Annotated in this window: 13 protein-coding genes; 12 read left to right on the forward strand and 1 reads right to left on the reverse strand. The window is 73.2% G+C overall.

The features are described from left to right. Nucleotides 1-33 precede the first annotated feature (33 nt). Nucleotides 34-2118 (reverse strand): BTAD domain-containing putative transcriptional regulator, encoded by a 2085-nt coding sequence (locus tag AB0H64_RS31340; protein WP_357631867.1) that lies wholly within the window; start codon nt 2116-2118, stop codon nt 34-36. Between the two features lie 262 nt (nt 2119-2380). Here AB0H64_RS31340 and AB0H64_RS31345 point away from each other — a divergent pair, with 262 nt between their 5' ends. From AB0H64_RS31345 to lanL, 12 genes are all read left to right on the forward strand, one after another. Beyond that, nucleotides 2381-3877 (forward strand): AMP-binding protein, encoded by a 1497-nt coding sequence (locus tag AB0H64_RS31345; RefSeq protein ID WP_357631868.1) that lies wholly within the window; start codon nt 2381-2383, stop codon nt 3875-3877. Between the two features lie 13 nt (nt 3878-3890). After that, nucleotides 3891-4109 carry a phosphopantetheine-binding protein gene (locus tag AB0H64_RS31350; RefSeq protein ID WP_357631870.1) on the forward strand — a complete coding sequence of 73 codons (219 nt, stop codon included), beginning with the start codon at nt 3891-3893 and terminating at the stop codon, nt 4107-4109. Then, complete coding sequence (locus AB0H64_RS31355; RefSeq protein ID WP_357631872.1) at nt 4106-5431, forward strand: FAD-dependent oxidoreductase; 1326 nt, start codon at nt 4106-4108, stop codon at nt 5429-5431. Before AB0H64_RS31350 ends, AB0H64_RS31355 begins: the two co-directional genes overlap by 4 nt. Next, entirely contained in the window at nt 5428-7122 is a 1695-nt protein-coding gene (locus tag AB0H64_RS31360; RefSeq protein WP_357631874.1) for a class I adenylate-forming enzyme family protein, read from the forward strand. Before AB0H64_RS31355 ends, AB0H64_RS31360 begins: the two co-directional genes overlap by 4 nt. A gap of 8 nt (nt 7123-7130) precedes the next feature. Then, a complete protein-coding gene (locus AB0H64_RS31365) occupies nt 7131-8528 on the forward strand; it encodes a lysine 2,3-aminomutase (protein ID WP_357631876.1) in 1398 nt (465 codons plus the stop codon). Continuing rightward, entirely contained in the window at nt 8525-9499 is a 975-nt protein-coding gene (locus AB0H64_RS31370) for a hypothetical protein (protein ID WP_357631878.1), read from the forward strand. The genes AB0H64_RS31365 and AB0H64_RS31370 overlap by 4 nt, the downstream gene beginning before the upstream one ends. Beyond that, entirely contained in the window at nt 9496-10713 is a 1218-nt protein-coding gene (locus tag AB0H64_RS31375) for an AMP-binding protein (protein WP_357631880.1), read from the forward strand. The genes AB0H64_RS31370 and AB0H64_RS31375 overlap by 4 nt, the downstream gene beginning before the upstream one ends. Next, a complete protein-coding gene (locus AB0H64_RS31380) occupies nt 10710-11972 on the forward strand; it encodes an MFS transporter (protein WP_357631882.1) in 1263 nt (420 codons plus the stop codon). Before AB0H64_RS31375 ends, AB0H64_RS31380 begins: the two co-directional genes overlap by 4 nt. Beyond that, nucleotides 11969-12820: an SDR family NAD(P)-dependent oxidoreductase gene (locus AB0H64_RS31385; RefSeq protein ID WP_357631884.1), complete on the forward strand. Its 852-nt coding sequence runs from the start codon at nt 11969-11971 to the stop codon at nt 12818-12820. Before AB0H64_RS31380 ends, AB0H64_RS31385 begins: the two co-directional genes overlap by 4 nt. Before the next feature lie 55 nt (nt 12821-12875). After that, nucleotides 12876-13259: a hydroxyphenylacetyl-CoA thioesterase PaaI gene (gene paaI / locus AB0H64_RS31390; protein ID WP_357631886.1), complete on the forward strand. Its 384-nt coding sequence runs from the start codon at nt 12876-12878 to the stop codon at nt 13257-13259. Nucleotides 13260-13296: 37 nt separating this feature from the next. Beyond that, a complete protein-coding gene (locus tag AB0H64_RS31395; RefSeq protein WP_357631888.1) occupies nt 13297-14553 on the forward strand; it encodes a hypothetical protein in 1257 nt (418 codons plus the stop codon). Nucleotides 14554-14925: 372 nt separating this feature from the next. Then, nucleotides 14926-17586 (forward strand): class IV lanthionine synthetase LanL, encoded by a 2661-nt coding sequence (gene lanL / locus AB0H64_RS31400; protein WP_357631890.1) that lies wholly within the window; start codon nt 14926-14928, stop codon nt 17584-17586. Nucleotides 17587-17847: the final 261 nt, after the last annotated feature.

Here is a 17847-nt window from a genome sequence, read left to right on the forward strand (position 1 = left end):
GGGCCGCCACCGGAGGTGTCGTGCGCTCATCGGCTAGAAGACCATCCTCACCCCGGCCCGCCGGATGGCGACCCACCGCGCCAGCGGGTCCACGGTCCCGCCGGCGTGGTGCCCGGCCGCCCGGGCGGCGGGTGGCGCCTCCGCGAGCGACAGAGCACCGTCCACCCGGGCCGCCGGTGACGCCTCCGCGAGCGACAGGGCGCCGTCCGTCAGGGCGGGCGGCCGTACAGGCGCGTCCGGCACGATGCCCGTGACGACGGTGAGGCGGGCGTCGCCGGGGCGGGGCACGGACGGCTCCTCGCCGCGCAGGGCGTGCAGGGCCGCCAGGGCGCGGTCCCGGGCGGCGGGGCTGTCCTCGGCGAAGGCCCGTTCGCGCGCGTACTCCCTGATCAGGTCGTGGAAGGTGTAGCGGCCGGGCTCGCGCTCCTCGATCAGGTGGGTGGCAGAGAGCCGGCTCAGGAGCCGGTCGGCCGCCTCTGCGCCGGCGCCGATCAGAGCGCCGGCCTCCTCGCGGGTGAAGGCCGGCCACGGCAGCAGGCCCAGCAGCCGGAACAGCCGGCGGGACGGCGGATCGAGGCGGCGGTAGGACAGGTCGAAGGCGCCGCGGACCGCCGCCTGGGGGTCGTCGTGGAGGTCGAGGATGGGAAGCCGGGCCCGGGTGAGCCGGCGTGCCTGTCCGGCGATGTCCCTGCCCGGCGCGGCGACGATGGCGGCGGCGGCGATCCGCAGCGCCAGCGGCAGGTACCCGCAGAGCCGGGCGAGTTCCCGGGCGGCGGCGGGTTCGGCGGCTAATCGGCGGCTGCCGAGGATCGCGTCGAAGAGCGAGACGGCCTCCTCGGGCATGAGCATGCCGAGCGGCACCGGGATGGCGCCGTCGCGAGCGACCAGGCCGGTCAGCCGGTCGCGGCTGGTGACGACGGTGACGCAGCGCCGGCCGCCGGGCAGCAGCGGGCGGACCTGGTCGACGCCGCCGGCGTTGTCCACCACCACCAGCACCCGCCGGTCGGCCAGCAGGCTGCGGTAGGCGGCGCTCGCCTCCTCCACGGTGTCCGGCACCCGTTCCGGCGGCACGCCAAGCGCGCGCAGCAGCCGGCCCAACGCCTCGATGGGCGGCAGGGGCCGCTCCGGCGAGCAGCCGTGCAGGTTGACGTAGAGCTGGCCGTCGGGGAACAGCGAGCGGACCCGGTGGCCCCAGTGCACGGCCAGGGCGGTCTTCCCGACGCCGCCCGCGCCGGTCACCATGGCCACGGCGGCCGTCTCACCGCGGACCGCGATCTCGTCGAGCACGCTCAGCTCCTGGTGGCGGCCGGTGAACGGCCCGGCCTCGGGCGGCAGCTGGGCGGGCACGGCCGCGTGCGCCGCGGCGGACAGGCGCGGGGCGCGGGCCATGCGCGCGTCACCGCGCAGGATGCGCTGGCGGAGCTGGCGCAACTCGGGTCCGGGATCCAGCCCCAGCTCCTCGCTGAGGTGCCGGCGGGTGTGTTCGTAACGCTCCAACGCGTCGGCGCGGCGTCCGACCCGGCACAGCGCCACCATGAGCAGGCCCACGAGCCCTTCGCGCAGGGGGTGCGTCGCCACCAGCGCGATCAGCTCGGGGATGAGCACCGCGTCACGGCCGGCGCGGGTCTCGGCGTTGAGGCACTCCTCGGTGACGGCCAGCCGTTCCTCGCTCAGCGTGTCGCGCAGCCGGTCCAGCAGTTCCCCTCCGGTGATGCCGGTCAGCGGCTCCCCGCGCCACAGCGCCAGGGCGTTGCGCATCCCCGCCGCCTGAGCCTCGTCCGTCTCCGTGGCCCGCGCCCGCGCCACCAGCAGCCGGAACTCGTGCAGATCGACCTGCTCGGCCGCGAGGCCCAGCAGGTAGCCCTGCGGGCCGTGGACGATCGAGACACCCGCCGTGGCCAGGACCTGCCGGAGCCGGGACACGTAGCCCTGCACCAGGCCCCGGGCGCCGGCCGGCGGGCGTTCCCCCCACAGCGCCGCGATCAGCCGCTCCATCGACACGGTGCGTCCGGCGTCGAGGGCGAGCAGCGCCAGTACGGCGCGCTGACGTGGCGTGCCGAGCGGGATCTCGTGGCGCCCCCGCGACGCCCGGACCGTTCCCAAAAGCCCGATTCTCACGGTCTGCTCCAGACCTGCCAGGTCTGTTTCAGCTGACATATCTCTCTCCGTCTGAAACATCGTTGTAACAGCGCGTGATGCTGGAGATACCGGACGAAGTCCAGCGCGCATCCTGTCCAAAACAAGCTCGCATCCAGTGCTCTCCAACACCATGAACACGATTTCCCCGCATTCGTACCGCAACAGCCTTCGGATTGCGTATCGCGCCGTTTGCGGCCATCTCTGGAAAGGGGTAAGCGTGTCCTATCCATTTCGTGACGTGATGGAAGCGTTTTCCGAAACGGCCCACCTTCATCCGGACCGCCCGGCCGTGACGCGCCATGACCGGACGGTCACGTACGCGGAACTGGACGCCTGGGTCCGGGCGACGGCGCGCCGGCTGGGCCCGGAGCCCGGAGTGGTGGGGGTGCTGACGTCGCGCTCGGCGGGCACCGTGGCCGCGCTGCTCGGCGCGCTGGCGGCCGGCGGGGTCTACTGCCCGATCGATCCGGCGTATCCGTGGCCGCGGCGGGAGACGCTGATGACGGCGAGCGGCTGCCGCGTGGTGATCGGCGAGCCGGGCTCCGCCGTGCCGTCCGGGGTATGCCTGACCCGGCTTCCCGAGCCGGCCGATCCCGGTGTCACCGGCTTCGTGGCGGCGTCGCCGGACGACCCGGCGTACATCCTGTTCACCTCCGGGTCCACCGGCGAGCCCAAGCCGGTGGTGACGCCCCGGGGCGCGATCTCGGTCGTGACGGCCGGGCTGCGCGAGCTGTTCGGGATCACCCCGGACGACCGGGTGCTCCAGTTCGCGTCCCTGAACTGGGACACCTGCCTGGAGGAGATCCTGCCCGCGCTGACCTCGGGCGCGACGCTGGTCTTCCACGACCACGCGTACTCCGGGTCCCTCCACCGGATGCTGCGGATGATCGACGCCGAGCGGATCACCGTCCTCGACCTCCCCACCGCGTTCTGGCACGAGCTCGTCCATCACCTGACCGCCGAGCGGGCCGCCCTGCCGCCGTCGGTGCGGCTGGTCGTCGTCGGCGGCGAGGCGGTCAGCCCGGTACGGCTGGCCGACTGGCGCGCCCTCGGCCTGGACACCGTCCGCCTGCTCAACACGTACGGGTGCACCGAGACCACGCTCATCACGCACGCCATCGACCTGCACGGCCCGCTCGCCCCGGAAGGCGGGCCGGACGACCGGGTGCCGATCGGCCGGCCCCTCCCCCACGTGGTCGAGCGGATCACCGAGGAGGGCGAGCTGCTGGTCGGCGGCCCCGCGCTGGCCCTGGGGTACCGGGACCGGCCGGAGGCCACCGCCGAGCGGTTCACCGAGCTGGACGAGCTGGACGACCTGGCCGTCGCCCGGCGGTACTTCCGCACCGGCGACCGGGTCAGCCGCCGCCCGGACGGCGCGCTGATCCACGAGGGGCGGCTGGACCACCAGCTCAAGGTCCGCGGCATCCGGGTGGACCCGGGCGAGGTGGAGGCCCAGATCGCCGGCCACCCGCGGGTCGGGGCGGTGGCCGTGGTGGGTGTCCCGGTCGCCGGCCACACGACGCTCGCCGCCTACGTGGTGCCCCGCTCCCCCGCCATGACGGCATCACCCGCCATGACCGGGTCCCTGGCCAGGGAGGTCCTGGACTACCTGCGCGAGCACGTCCCGGCCCATCTCGTTCCCCACCGGATCACCGTCGTACCCGAGCTCGTCCACACGGCGAGCGGGAAAGTCGACCGCGCCGGATCGCACCGGCGATACCGGTCGGCCGCCGTTTAAGGAGGCCCCTTTCATGAATGTCACCGCCGTATCGGCTGTATTCCGCGAAGTGCTGGAAATTTCCGAGATCAACGCTGATTCCGACTTTTTCGTTATGGGCGGGGATTCGCTGCTCGCCACGCGCGTGCTGAGCGCGGTCGCCCGCGCTACCGGGGTGGAGCTGGAATTCGACGACCTCCTCGACGCGCCCACCCCGAACGCCCTTTCCAAGAAGATCGCGGAGGCGGCGTGAACGTCGTCGTCGTGGGAGCCGGTCTGGCGGGGCTGACCGCGGCTACCGAGCTGGTCGCGCGCGGCGCCGAGGTCACCGTGCTGGAGGCGCGGGAGCGGGTGGGCGGCCGGACGCACGGCCTGGAGGTCGAGCCGGGCGGCTGGGTCGACGCGGGCGCCGCCTACCTGGGCGAGCGGCACACCGCGCTCACCGCTCTGCTCGCCGAGCTGGACCTGAAGACCACGCCGGCCACCGTGGCGGGGGCCAGCCGGTTCGCCCTCCGCGACGCCGGCGGCACCCGGCCCGGCCGCTTCCCGCCGCTGTCCGCGGTCGCGCTGGGCGAGATGTTCGACGCGCTGGAGGAGGTCACCCGGCTCGTACGGCCGGACGCGCCCTGGCTGACGGAGGACGCCGCCCGGCTCGACGGCGTGAGCGCGGAGCGGTGGGCGGCCGAGCACCTGCGCCACCCGGACGCGCGGCTGTTCTTCCCGCTGTTCCTCGGCGAGATGATGGCCGCCGACCCGGCCCGCGTGTCGGTCCTGCACATGGCCTTCTACCTGCGCTCCGGCGGCGGGATCCGCTACCTCAACGCGTTCGAGGGCGGCGCGCAGGAGTGGCGCATCACCGGCGGCGCGCACCAGCTGTGCGAACGGCTGGCCGCCGCCCTGGGCGACCGGGTACGCCTGGGCGAGCCGGTCCTGGCGCTCCACCAGGACGCCGGCGGCGTCACCGCCACCACCCCGCGCGGCCGGGTGCGGGGCACCCACGCCGTGGTGGCGGTCCCGCCGGTGCTCGCCGACGCGATCGACCACCGGCCCGGGCCGCCCGCGCCCCGCTCCACCCCGGCGACCGGCCCGGGCTGCGCGGTGAAGGTCCACCTGGTCTACCCGTCGCCCCTCTGGCGGGAGCTGGGCCTGTCCGGCTGGTCGGTCAGCGCCGAGGGTCCCCTGCTGTCCACCGTGGACGACTCCCCCGCCGGCGGGCGGGCGGGCGTGCTGACCGGCTTCGTCACCGGCGCCGAGGCCCGCCGTTACGCCGCGCTCCCCGCCGCCGAGCAGCGTGAGCTGGCCGTGGCGCAGGCCGCGCGGCTGTTCCCCGAGCTGCCGCCGCCGATCGCGTTCCACCTCACCGACTGGGTCAACGAGCCGCACAGCCGGGGCTGCTACGCGGCCCTGTTCGGCCCGGGCGACTGGCATCGCCTCGGCCCCCGGCTGACCGCGCCGCACGGGCGCGTGCACTGGGCCGGCACCGAGACCAGCACCGAGTTCTTCGGCCTCATGGAAGGCGCCATCCGGTCCGGCCACCGCGTGGCCGCAGAGATCACCTGGAGGGAAACACCATGACCTCGATCGCCCCCCTGCCCGTCCGCCGGCGGTTCATGACCGAGCCCGGCCTGGGCGCGGGCAACTTCCTCGACCACGCCCTGGAGGGCAACCCTCACCGGGATGTGCCGTTCGTCCACACCCACCGCACCGACCACCGCGGCCAGGTCGTGCTGCGCGGCCACAGCCTGCTGGACCTGGCCCGGATGCGCGACGGCTACGCCCGCTGGTACCACGCCAACGGCGTGCGGCCGGGCGACCCGGTCGCGATCGTCGTGGCCGAGGGCCTGGAGCCGCTGATCCACTTCCTGGCGCTCACCGCGCTCGGCGCCATCCCGGCGATGGTCAACGACGCGATGCGGCCGGACGTCATGGTCGGCTACCTCAACCACGTGGGCGTGGTGGGCGTCGTCGCCGACGACACCACCCGGCTGCAGCTCGCCTACCGCGACGACCCGCAGAACCGGCCGCGCTTCGTCGCGCTCGCCTCCGAGGTCCGCGCCTTCGACGCCGCCTCGGGCACGCTGCCGGAGTCCTACCCCCACCGGCACGGACCGGACGACATCGTGGCGCTGATCCACTCCTCCGGCACCACCGGGATGCCCAAGTCCACGACGCTCGGCCACCGGTCCTTCTGGGACGGCAAGCAGGCCAGGATGGAGCGCTTCCCGGCGGAGCCGTACGACCGGCTCATGTCGCTCATGCCGCACACGCACGCGGGGGGCCTGAGCTACTTCCTCACCGCGGTCCTGCTCGGCCTGCCGACCGTGGTCATGTCGGACTGGCGCCGCGCCGTGGTGGAGCCGGTGATGGAGGCGTTCCAGCCCACCATGGTCGCCTCGTTCCCGCGCACGTTCGTCGAGCTGGCCACCGGCGAGCCGCCGGTCAGGGGCGCGGCCCGGGTGCACTCGTGGTTCAACACCGGCGACTCCGCCCACTACGGGCACATCCGCCGCCTGGTCCAGCTCGGCGAGCGTCCGGCCGGGCTGATCAAGCCGTGGCTGCTGCCCGCCGGCGCCTCGGCCGGCGAGCCGCTGCCGGGCTCGCAGTTCATCGACGGGCTGGGCTCGTCCGAGATGGGTATGGCGCTGTTCGGCATGGTGTTCACGCCCGAGACGCCGCGCAACGACCGCTGCGTGGGCAGGGCGCAGGACGCGGTGATCAAAGCCGCGGTGCTGGACGAGAACGGCGAGGAGGTGCCCGACGGCACCGTCGGGCTGCTGGGGGTGATCACCCCCTCCCGCACTCCCGGCTACTGGAACGACCAGCGCCTGACGGAGAGCTTCGAGCTCAACGGCTTCTGGCTGACCGGCGACGTGGCCCGCCGGGACGCCGAGGGCCGGTTCTACCACCTCGACCGCACCGTGGACGTCATCGACACCCTGACCGGGCCGGTCTACAGCCTGCCCGTCGAGGAGGTCCTCATCGCCGACTGCGCCGACCTGGTGCAGGACTGCTCGGTCGTCGGCGTGCCGGGGCCGCCGGGCGAGGGGCAACGCCCGATCGCGGTGGTGCGGCTGCAGGCGGAGGCCGCCGACGCCACCGCCGAGGAGGTGCGGGACAGGGCCGACAAGGCGCTGACCGAGGCCGGCCTGGCCACGCTGGCCGCGGTGGTCATCGCCAGGACCGGCGAGGACTACCCGCTCGGCCCCACCGGCAAGGTGCTCAAGCGCGAGCTCCGCACCCGGCACGCGGCGCTGTTCGCCGCATGAGCCACCCGATGACCGCCGCCGATGCCCTTCACGAGGCCGGCACCGCAGGCCCGCTCGACAACGCCGCAGGCCCGCCCTACAGGTACGCGCGCCGCCCGCTCGTGGAACCGGACTGGCGGCGGCTGCCGGGCTGGCGCGGCGTCACCGAGGCGCAGTGGCGCGACGCCCAGTGGCAGCGCGCCCACTGCGTGAAGAACGCCCGCCAGCTCCGCGCGGTGACCGGCGACCTGCTCCAGGAGTCCTTCTACGCCGACCTCCAGGCCGACGCGGAGCGCTTCGCGACCATGTCCATGCTGGTCACCCCGCAGTTGCTGAACGTGATGGCGCCCGGCGCCGCGCTGGAGCCGGCCGCCTTCACCGAGGCGTTCCTGGCCGACCCGGTCCGCCGGTACCTGCTGCCGGTGGCCTCGGACCGGCAACCCGAGTGGCCCAGCCACCCGCGGGCGCGCCGCGACTCGCTGCACGAGGCCGAGATGTGGGCGGTGGAGGGGCTCACCCACCGGTACCCGACCAAGGTTCTGGCCGAGCTGCTGTCCACCTGCCCGCAGTACTGCGGGCACTGCACCCGGATGGACCTGGTCGGCTCCTCCACCCCGCAGGTCACCAAGGCGCGGCTGACGCTCAAGCCGGTGGACCGGGAGGAGCTGATGCTGGACTACCTCAAGCGCACCCCGCAGGTGCGCGACGTGGTGGTCTCCGGCGGCGACGTGGCGAACGTGCCGTGGCCGCGGCTGGAGTCGTTCCTGCTGCGCCTGCTGGACCTGGAGTCGGTGCGCGACGTCCGCCTGGCGACCAAGGCCCTGGTCGGGCTGCCGCAGCACTGGCTCCAGCCGAGCGTCGTCGAGGGGATGGGCCGGGTGGCCGGGCTCGCCCGGCGCCGCGGGGTGAACCTGGCCGTGCACACCCACGCCAACCACGTCCAGTCGGTGACGCCGCTGGTGGCGGAGGCGACCCGGACGCTGTTCGAGGCCGGGGTGCGGGACGTGCGCAACCAGGGCGTGCTGCTGCGCGGCGTCAACACGACCGCGGCCGACCTGCTCGACCTGTGCTTCGCCCTGCAGGGGGAGGCCGGCATCCTGCCGTACTACTTCTACCTCTGCGACATGATCCCCAACGCCGAGCACTGGCGGATCCCGCTCCACCAGGGCCGGCGGCTGCAGGAGGCGATCATGGGCTACCTGCCGGGGTACGCGACGCCGCGGGTCGTGTGCGACGTGCCGTACGTCGGCAAACGGTGGGTGCACCAGGTGGCCGCGTACGACCGCGAGCGCGGCATCTCCTACTGGACCGGCAACCACGGCATCGGGCTGGGCGAGCCGCCCGACCCCGATCGCCGGTTCCCGTTCTACGACCCGATCGACACGCTCCCCGAGCCGGGCCGCCTCTGGTGGAAAGGACAAGCATGAGCTCGCTGCGCCGCATGTGCTGGATCTTCCCGGACCGCGAGTCGACGCGGGCCCAGGCGATGTGGCACCCCTTCTTCTGGGACCTGTACGCCGAGGTGGCCGAGGAGCTCGGCCTGACCTGGTGCCGGCACGCGCCCGACGCGGTGACGGTCGACGGCCTCGACACGGGCAAGCCGCGCGTCTACGTGGACCAGGAGCGGGTCACCCCCGAGGACACGCTGTTCATCACCGCCCTGTACTCCCTGCCGTACCAGTCGATGGACGTCTTCAACCAGTACGCGCTCTACGCCGTGCTGGAGCAGGCCGGCTTCTACCTGCCGTTCCCGGCGTGGCTGTCGCCCATCGCCAACGACAAGCTGGCCACGGTGCTGTTCCTGCGCGACTCCCCCGTGCCGCCCGTCCCGACCGTGCGGATCGGCACCGGCCGGGACACCGGCAAGTACCTGTACGAGGCGGCGCTGGGCGACGTGACGTACCCGGCCATCGTCAAACCGTCCGGGTGGTGCGGCGGGGGCGGGGTGAACCTGGCGCGCGACGCCGAGGAGCTGCGCGGCCTGGCCAGCCTGGCGCAGGGCGGCGACACCGCGCTGGTGGTCCAGCCCTACCTGGGTGACGGCACCGTGGACTACCGCGTCTACGTCGTGGACGGCGAGCCGTACGCCGTCATGAAACGGATCCCGCAGCCCGGCTCGCCGGTCGCCAACGCCAGCAGGGGCGGCGCGATGGAGTTCCCGGAGGTCCCGGCCGAGCTGGCCGCGGCCACCGCGTACTTCGCGGCCAGGCTGCCCATCCCGTTCTTCTGCGTCGACTTCCTCTTCGACGGGGAGCGGTTCTGGTTCTCCGAGCTGGAGCCCGACGGCGTGATCGCGCCGGACTGGGGCGACCCCGCCCGCACCCTCCAGCGCGACGTCACCCGCGCCCGCTGGACCGCCTACCGCGACGCCCACACCCGATGGCTGGAGAGAGCATGACCGACTTCTCGCTGTCCCCCGACCCCGACCTGCGCGTTCCGCAGCGGACGCTGGAGCGCCTGAAGACCGTCCCCGCGCTCGCCCTCCGCTACGCCGGCCACGACAAGATCCTCTCGCTGCGGGACGTGGCCGCGCTGCCGACGCTGGTCAAGGACGAGCTGAACGTGGCGCTCGCGCACCTGCGACCGAGGGCCGAGCGCGGCGCCACCTGGCTGTTCCAGAGCGGCGGCAGCACCGGCGCGCCCAAGGTGGGCCACGCCCCCACCGGTTTCTACATGACCGGCGTGCACGCCCAGTGGCGGCCGCTGGACCGCGACGACGTCTTCGTCAACGGCTGGGGCGCCGGGCGCATGTGGGGCGCCCACTTCCTGGCCGCCGCGTTCGCCGACCTGTCCGGCTGCCAGGTCATCGCGCTCGGCTCCGTCACCAGGGACGAGTACGGCGACTGGCTGTCGTTCCTCGCGGCCCGGGGCGTGACCGCGTTCGGGGGCACGCCCAGCGTGCTGCGGCTGTGGTTCGCCCACGCCCGTGCCACCGGGGTCCGCCTGCCGAGCCTGCGCAAGGTGCTCTGGCTGGGCGAGGCGTGGCACCCGCAGCTCGACGAGGACATGGCCGTGGTCGCGCCGGACGCGCGCCGGTGGGGCATGTTCGGCAGCACCGAGACCTGGGTGGCGGGCACGAACACGCCGGACTGCCCGGCCGACGTCTTCCACCCGCTGCCCGAGCAGCTCGTGCACGTGGGCGAGGACGAGCTGCTGGACTTCACCACCCTCAACCCGGACATGCTCAACCCCGTGCTCCGCTACCGGACCGGCGACGCGGGCCGGTTCGTCGCCTGCCCGTGCGGGGCCGAGGGCAGGGCGCTGCGGATCCTCGGCCGGCGCGACTCCGTGGTGCAGGTGCGCGGCCTCGGCCTGCACGTCGACGACATCGTGGCGCAGGCCGAGCGGGAGCCCGGCGTCTCGCGGGCCCAGGTCGTCGTCACCGAGCAGCGCGGCCGGGTCTCCACCGTCGAGGTGCTGCTGCTGGCCGGCGGCGACGCGCCTCCCGGCCTGGCGGAGCGGCTGCGGCGCGACCTGATGGCCGCGACCTTCACCCTCAGCACGGCCTTCCAGCACGACCCGGAGTCCTTCCGCGTGCGCGTCGTCGACGCGCTGGTCAGCAACGAGCGCACCGGCAAGACCGCGAGCTTCGTGGTCAGGGAGAGCTCATGAGGCTGCCGGGATCCCTGGGGCACGAGTTCGTGCTGTTCTGGTCCGGCCAGACGGTCAGCCTCGTCGGCGACCGGATCACCGTGTTCGTCGTGCCGACACTGATGATCTTCGCGTTGGACGCCTCGCCGTTCGAGGTGGGCGTGGTCTCCATGGCGCAGTACCTGGGCATCCCCCTGCTCGGGCCGATCGCCGGCGTCCTGGTGGACCGGTGGAACAAGCGCGTCACCATGCTGGCCTGCGATCTCGTGCGGCTGGCGGCGATCGCGGCCGTCCCGATCGCCTACTGGGCGGGCGCGCTGACCACGCCGCTGCTGTTCGTCTGCGTGGCGCTGGTCAGCGGGGCGACGATCTTCTTCAACGTCGGCTACCTCGTCGCCGTGCCCGCCACCGTGCCGCAGGACCGGCTGGTCCACGCCTACTCCCGCCTGGAGGGCAGCCGGACGGTGTCGGAGGTGGCCGGGCCGTCGATCGCCGCCGGGCTCTACCACGCGCTCGGCGCGGCGGCTCTGCTCGTCGACGCGGCCACCTACCTGATCTCGGCCGCCTGCTTCACCGCCATGCGCCCGTGGGGCACCGCGACGGTCCACCAGGGCTCGGTGCGCTCGCGGCTGGCGCTGGGGTTCCGGCTGAACTGGACGGATCCGGTCCTGCGCCGGGTGGTGGTGGCCGCCGTGACGCTGAACTCGGGCGGCCCCGTCTTCGTCACCGTCCTGCCCGTCCTGGCCTACCAGGGGCTGGGCGTCCAGGTCGCCGCGTACGGCGCCGCCATGTCGGCGGCGGCCGCCGGAGCCGTGCTGGGCGCCCTCGCGGCGCCCAGGATCGGCGGCCGGCTGGGGCTGGGCCGCACCATGGCCTGGGCGCTGCTGCTGCACTGCCTGGTGGGGCTGGGCGTGCTGGCCGCGCCCGCGCTGCCGCCGCCCGTCGTGATCGGCGTGACGATCGGCTGCTACGGCTTCTTCATGTCCTGCATCAACGTCTGCAGCGCGCCCATCCGCCAGTCGCGGATGCCGGCGGAGAACCAGGGCGTGATGCACGCCGCCTTCCGCACCGCGACCTGGGGCGTGATCCCCCTGGCCGCCCTGGCGGGCGGCTCGGCGGTCACCCTGCTCACGCCGGGCCTGGGCGTGCTCGACGCCGCCCGGGTCGTCATGGCGGTCGGGACGCTGCTCGCGGCGCTGTCGTTCCTGCCCGCGCTGGGCATCCAGCCGCTGCTCGACCGGGCCGAGCGGGAGCACGTCCTGAACGGGAGCGCGGCATGAAGACGGTGCTGATCACGGGGACCTCGTCGGGCGTCGGGCTGGCGACCGCGGTCGCCGCGGCGCGGGCCGGGTTCGCCACGGTGGCGACCATGCGCGACCCGGAGCGGGCCGGCGAGCTGCTGGAGGCCGCCGCGGAGGCGGGCGTCGAGGTGGACGTCCGGCGGCTCGACGTCACCGAGGCCGGGTCGGCCGAGTCCTGCCTGCGCGGGGTGCGGGAGGACTACGGGCGGCTGGACGCGCTGGTCAACAACGCGGGCGTGTCCAACTTCGACCCCACGATGGAGATGTCCACCATGGAGGCCCTGCGGGCCAACCTGGAGGTCAACTTCTTCGGGGTGATCGCCGTCAGCCGGGTCGCGATGCCGCTGCTGCGGGCCTCGGGCGGGCGGCTGGTGAGCGTCGGCAGCGTGCACGGCGTCGTGGGCCAGCCGTTCAACGAGGCGTACGCGGCGGCGAAGTTCGCGGTCGAGGGGTTCATGGAGAGCCTGGCCCCGGTCGCGGCCTCCCAGGGGGTGACGGTGTCGGTGGTCGTGCCCGGCTTCGTCTCCGACACCCGGTTCGGGATTTTTCCTGACATCAACCGGAAGACCATCCAGGCCGCCTCCGGCCCCTACGCCCGGACCTTCGCAGACTACATCGACTGGGTGCGCGGCGAGGGCTGGGAGGGGGCCGGCCAGTCCAAGAGGGAGGTGGCCGAGGTGATCGTCGGCGCGCTGACCGCCGAGGACCCGCCCTTCCGCATCGCCACCAGCGCCTGGGTGTCCGCCTACCTGGCGGCCAAGCTCGCCGACGCCGACGGCTCGGCCGTGCGCGCCGTGGCCCGCACCTGGATCGGGGCCCCAGAGTGAGCGCGCCGCGCCATCGAGGGTCCCGCGTGGGCCGCCGTACCCTCGGGGTCCCGACGTGAGCCGCCACACCGAGGACCCGGCCTGCCGGTCGCTCGGGATCACGCTGGAGGACCTCGGCCCCGGCCGGGCCCGGCTGCGCATGCGGATCACCGACGACATGGTCAACCTGCACGGCGTCGCCCACGGCGGCTACGTGTTCCTGCTCGCCGACGCCGCCTTCGCCTACGCCTGCAACAGCCGCGGCCCGGTCACCCTCGCGCACAGCGCCCAGGTGACCTTCGTCCGCCCGGCGGCGCCGGGAGAGGACCTGCTGGCCGAGGCGGAGGAGCGGGTCCGCTACGGCAGGCACGGCGTCTACGACGTCACCGTGCGCCGTCCCGGCGGCGAGGTCGTCGCCGAGTTCCGCGGCCAGAGCGTCGCCGTCTCCGGCAGGCCGTAGAGCCGGAGCCGGCCCGAAAACCATGAAGGAGAACCAGATGCCCGCCAGACCACTGCGTGACCTGATCGACTTCGCCCGGCGCAACTCGCCGTTCTACGCCGAGCTCTACCGTGACGTGCCCGAGGGCGTCGCGGACCTCGCCCAGCTCCCGATCATCGACCAGGCGGCCTTCTGGGCGGCCAACACCTGGCCGGACAACCGGCTGCTGACCGGCCCGCTGACCGACGCCGGCGTGTACACCTCCGGCGGCACCACCGGCGCGCCGAAGGTCTCCCCGTGGACCCGCACCGAGCACTTCGACTCCACCTCCGCGTTCGGCGCGGGCATGGTCAGGGCCGGGCTCCGTCCCGGTCACCGGGTGGCGAACCTGTTCTTCGCCGGCCACCTGTACGGCGGTTTCCTCTACATCGAGGCCGCGCTGCACAACGCGCCGGTGGAGAACGTGCGGCTGCCGGTCGCCGGCCACACGCCGGACGACGACGTCGCCGAGCTGATCGCCGGTTTCGGCGTCAACGTGCTGGCGGGCACCCCGATGAAGCTGGGCGGGGTCGCCGAGGCGGTGCTCGCCAAGGGGGTGGACGCGCGTTCGGTGGAGCTGCTGCTGTTCGCCGGCGACCTGCTCTTCGACGACCTGCGCCCGCGCCTGGCCAAGGCCTTCCCGGGCGCGGCGATCGCGTCGCTGGGGTACGCCACGGTGGACGCCGGCCTGGTCGGCGGACCGGTGCCGGGTGACGACGTGCGGGTGCACGAGGCGTTCCCCGAGCGCACCGTGGTCGAGCTTCTCGACGAGGTGACCGGAGAGCCGATCACCGAGCCGGGCGTGCGCGGCCGCGTGGTCGTCACGAACCTGTTCCGCACGCTCATGCCGATCATCCGCTACCCGGTGGGCGACCTGGCCGAGTGGGTGGACACCGGGTGCCGCCGCTTCCGCCTGGTCGGCCGGACCGTCGAGGGCGCCCGGGTGGCCAACGTGGCCATGGCGTACGAGGACGTCCGCGCCGCGCTCGCCGCCGCCGACCCCGGCGGGGCGATGACCGGGATGCAGATGGTCGAGCGCCGCTGGGACGGCAAGGACGGGCTCGTGCTGCGCCTGGCCTGCGCCGAGGAGCCGCCCGCCGGGCTGACCGAGCGGCTGGTCGAGGCGGTGTACGCGGCCCGGCCGCTCTACCCCGACTGCGTGGAGCAGGGCTTCGTGCATCCGTTGATCATCGAGTGGGTGCGGCCGTCCGAGCTGGCCACTCATCCGCGCACGGGCAAGCTCGTGCAGGTCGTGGACGAGCGCCCGCACTCCTGAGCCCGGCCCCTTCAGGCGAGCTCGTGGATGAGCAGGGTGCCGTCGCCGCGGCGGGCCAGGGCCCACAGGCGGGTGGTGCCGGGCACGGGGACGATGTCCACGAACCCCACCCACCCGCCGTCCGCGGGCAGCCCGACTGGACGGCGTCGCCTGTCCACTTCATACGCACGTCCATGAACCGATTTTCGGACCATTCAACGGACGAAACAAAAAGCGGATAAATGCGACCGATAAAGGGGGGCGGCACCCTCCTCCGGCCGGGAACCCAGCTTTCACCTCGCATTCAATTCGTTTCCCATTCATCTGCAAGAGCGCTTCGCGACTCTCGTTCTGCAGGAAAGCAGCGACGAGTGGAAGCGGGTTCACGTGGGCATGCGTTCGGAAGACCCGGCCATTCTGCGCGACATCGTGACCGCCGAACTCGGACGCGCGGTCGCGCGGGACTGGTCGATCACCGAGGACGACCTCTGGTGCAAGGTCACCCCCGACGCCTACCCGATGCCCGACCAGGGATGGAAGCTGCATGTCTCCGCGACGATGCTCTCCGCCCCGCTGGCGCTCGCCCACGTCTCGCGAGTACTCGTCGAGGCCCGTTGCGCCTTCAAGTTCCCCGCCCGGCTGAGCGACTACTGGAAACTCCTCGAACCGCACTGCAGCCGTGCGCAGGCCGGGAAGTTCATCACCGCCTATCCCCTCGACGACGCCGAGTCGGTGCGCCTGGCCGCCCTGCTCGACGACGCCACCCGGGGATTTCCCGGCCCGGTGATCCTTTCCGACCGTCCGTACCGGACAGGCGGGGTCGTCCACTACCGCTACGGCGCCTTCAGCGGCCACCGCGTGCTCGGCAACGACGGGTTCTACGAGATTCGGCTGCGTTCGCCGCAGGGCCGGCTTGTTCCCGACGAACGGCGGCCAAGCTTCTCCCCGCCACCGTTCGTGACCTGTCCCTTCGAGGTTCCGGCGGCGAGCCGGCGCCCGCGGGCGGCCGCGGTGATGCTCAATGACCGGTTCATCGTCCGTGAAGCCATACGTCATGCGAACCGCGGCGGCGTCTACCTCGCCGAGGACACCACCACCGGCCACGATGTCGTCGTCAAAGAGGGGCGTCCGCACGCGTGCGCCGATCTGAGCGGCCGCGACGCGCGAGATCGAATCGCGGCCGAACGTTCCTGCCTGGAAGACCTCGCCACGGCCGGGATCACGCCGGCCGTGGTGGACTTCTTCGAGCAGGGCGGCCACACCTTCCTCGTCGAAGAGTTCGTGCCAGGGATCACGCTGCAGCGCTGGTCGGACGAGAACGCCGGACCGCTGGGCGAGGACGGGTTCGGCAGCGCGGCGGCGCAGGTCCTGCCCGTCGTCAGCCGCCTGACCGCGTTGCTGAAGGCGCTGCACGGCCGAGGCTACGTGTTCGGCGACCTGTCGCCGAACAACGTGATGCTCTCGCCCGGCGGCGAACTACGGCTCATCGACCTGGAACACGCGGCCGTGCCGGGCACCACCGTCATGGTGGGCGGGACTCCGGGCTACCTCGCCCCGGAGCTGGCCGGCCACACGGGGGAGTTCCGGCCCGCCCCACACGCAGGCGCCGACCTCTACAGCCTCGGCGCGATGGTGTACTTCCTGGCGGTCGGCGCCCACCTGGACCCGCCAGGCCTCGACCAAGCGGCCAGGGTGGCAGCGGTTGCAGCGGCCAACCCCACGCTCGCCCTGCTGCGACCGCTTGTGGAAGGCCTCCTGGCGACAGAACCGGAGCGGCGCTGGTCGCTGGACAACTGCCTTCGCTTCCTCACCGCGCTCTCCCCCGAGCGGGCCGCCCCCCACCACCAGGCCCGGCCATCGCAGCGGATCGGCCGCCTGATCGACGACGGGATCGCGCACCTGGTGGAGACGATGGACACGAGCGAGGACGCCCCGTCGCCGTGGCCCGACGCCGCCGACGGCATCGAAGCCGATCCGTGCTCGGTGAACGGCGGCGCGGCGGGAATCCTCGGCGTCCTGACGCGGGCCGAACCGCACGCGCCGGCGGCTGCCGAACTCGCCCGCTGGTTGAGACGGCGGCTGGCGGCCGAGGACGTCTGGCCGCCCGGCCTTCACTTCGGGCGCTCCGGCGCGGTGTGGGCGCTGTACGACGCGGCGACGGCCATGGGCGACGCCGAGCTGGCGCGGTTCGCGGTGCGGACAGCGCGACGGCTGCCGACCGACCACCCCAGCTCCGACGTGACGCACGGACTGGCCGGATGCGGCATGGCGCTCCTGCACATCGCGCTGGCCTCGGGAGATCGTACGCTGCGAGACCGGGCCGCTGAGACCTTCCGGAACCTGCATCAGGCGCGGTCGTACAGCAACGGCCATCCGCAGTGGCCGACGCCGCAGACGTTCGACTCGGGCCTGGCAGGGGCCAACCACTTCGGTTTCGCGCACGGCATCGCCGGCATCGGGACCGCGCTGCTCCACGCGGGCCGGGCCCTCCACCAGCCGGACTGGACGGCGACCGTCCACGAGATCGCCCGCGCCCTCTACGAACACGCCGAAGTGGACGGCGACACCGCCTGGTGGCCGACGCAGCGCGACGACCTGTCGACGGTGCGCCCGCGCCGGCCGTACTGGTGCAGCGGCTCCTCCGGGATCGGCTCCTTCCTCGTGAGGTACTGGCGCGCCACCGGCGACCCGCCCGCGTTGGACCTGGCGCACAAGGCCGCGGCGGCCGTGCACCGTACCCGATGGCAGTCAGGGCCGGTGCCGTGCCACGGACTGCCCGGCGACGGCGAATTCCTGCTCGACATGGCCGATCTCACCGGTGACGACCGCTACCAGCGGTGGGCGCGAGATCTGGCCGGATGCCTGGAGATCCGCGCGACCGATCGTCGCGGCCGCCTGCTCGTCCCCGGACCCCATGGAGACTTCCCGCCGACCTTTCTCGCCGGCACGGCGGGGATCGTCGCCTTCCTCCTCCGGCTGCGCGACCGGTCCGCCCGGTTGTGGATGCCGGAGGAGGCACCCAGGCTCGCCGCTCCCGCAGCGGGACGGCGATGACAGACGGCCGCATCACAGGCGGCCCCGGCATTCACAAGGAGGTGAACGACCATGTCCTTCGACGTTGAGGACCTGCAGGCGCTCCAGGAGCTCGAGCCCGGCGCCAACGAGGCGCTCCGGCTGACCCACTGCATCAAGCACTTCGGCTGCACCGACAACTGACGGCCGAACCCGCCCGCCCGGACACGGGCGGGCGGGGCTCTGCCCGATCACCACACGTTCGATCACCACACGTTCGGTCACCAGGCGTTCGATCACCAG

The sequence above is a fragment of the Nonomuraea sp. NPDC050733 genome (assembly GCF_040654215.1).
In the GTDB taxonomy this organism is placed as follows: Bacteria; Actinomycetota; Actinomycetes; order Streptosporangiales; family Streptosporangiaceae; genus Nonomuraea.

Bases quoted from the DNA above. Each gene is read 5' to 3' on its own strand.
- AB0H64_RS31345 (WP_357631868.1), top strand. From the start codon at position 2,381: ATGGAAGCGTTTTCCGAAACGGCCCACCTTCATCCGGACCGCCCGGCC.
- AB0H64_RS31350 (WP_357631870.1), top strand. From the start codon at position 3,891: ATGAATGTCACCGCCGTATCGGCTGTATTCCGCGAAGTGCTGGAAATT.
- AB0H64_RS31360 (WP_357631874.1), top strand. From the start codon at position 5,428: ATGACCTCGATCGCCCCCCTGCCCGTCCGCCGGCGGTTCATGACCGAG.
- AB0H64_RS31365 (WP_357631876.1), top strand. From the start codon at position 7,131: ATGACCGCCGCCGATGCCCTTCACGAGGCCGGCACCGCAGGCCCGCTC.
- AB0H64_RS31370 (WP_357631878.1), top strand. From the start codon at position 8,525: ATGAGCTCGCTGCGCCGCATGTGCTGGATCTTCCCGGACCGCGAGTCG.
- AB0H64_RS31375 (WP_357631880.1), top strand. From the start codon at position 9,496: ATGACCGACTTCTCGCTGTCCCCCGACCCCGACCTGCGCGTTCCGCAG.
- AB0H64_RS31380 (WP_357631882.1), top strand. From the start codon at position 10,710: ATGAGGCTGCCGGGATCCCTGGGGCACGAGTTCGTGCTGTTCTGGTCC.
- AB0H64_RS31385 (WP_357631884.1), top strand. From the start codon at position 11,969: ATGAAGACGGTGCTGATCACGGGGACCTCGTCGGGCGTCGGGCTGGCG.
- AB0H64_RS31395 (WP_357631888.1), top strand. From the start codon at position 13,297: ATGCCCGCCAGACCACTGCGTGACCTGATCGACTTCGCCCGGCGCAAC.
- lanL (WP_357631890.1), top strand. From the start codon at position 14,926: ATGCGTTCGGAAGACCCGGCCATTCTGCGCGACATCGTGACCGCCGAA.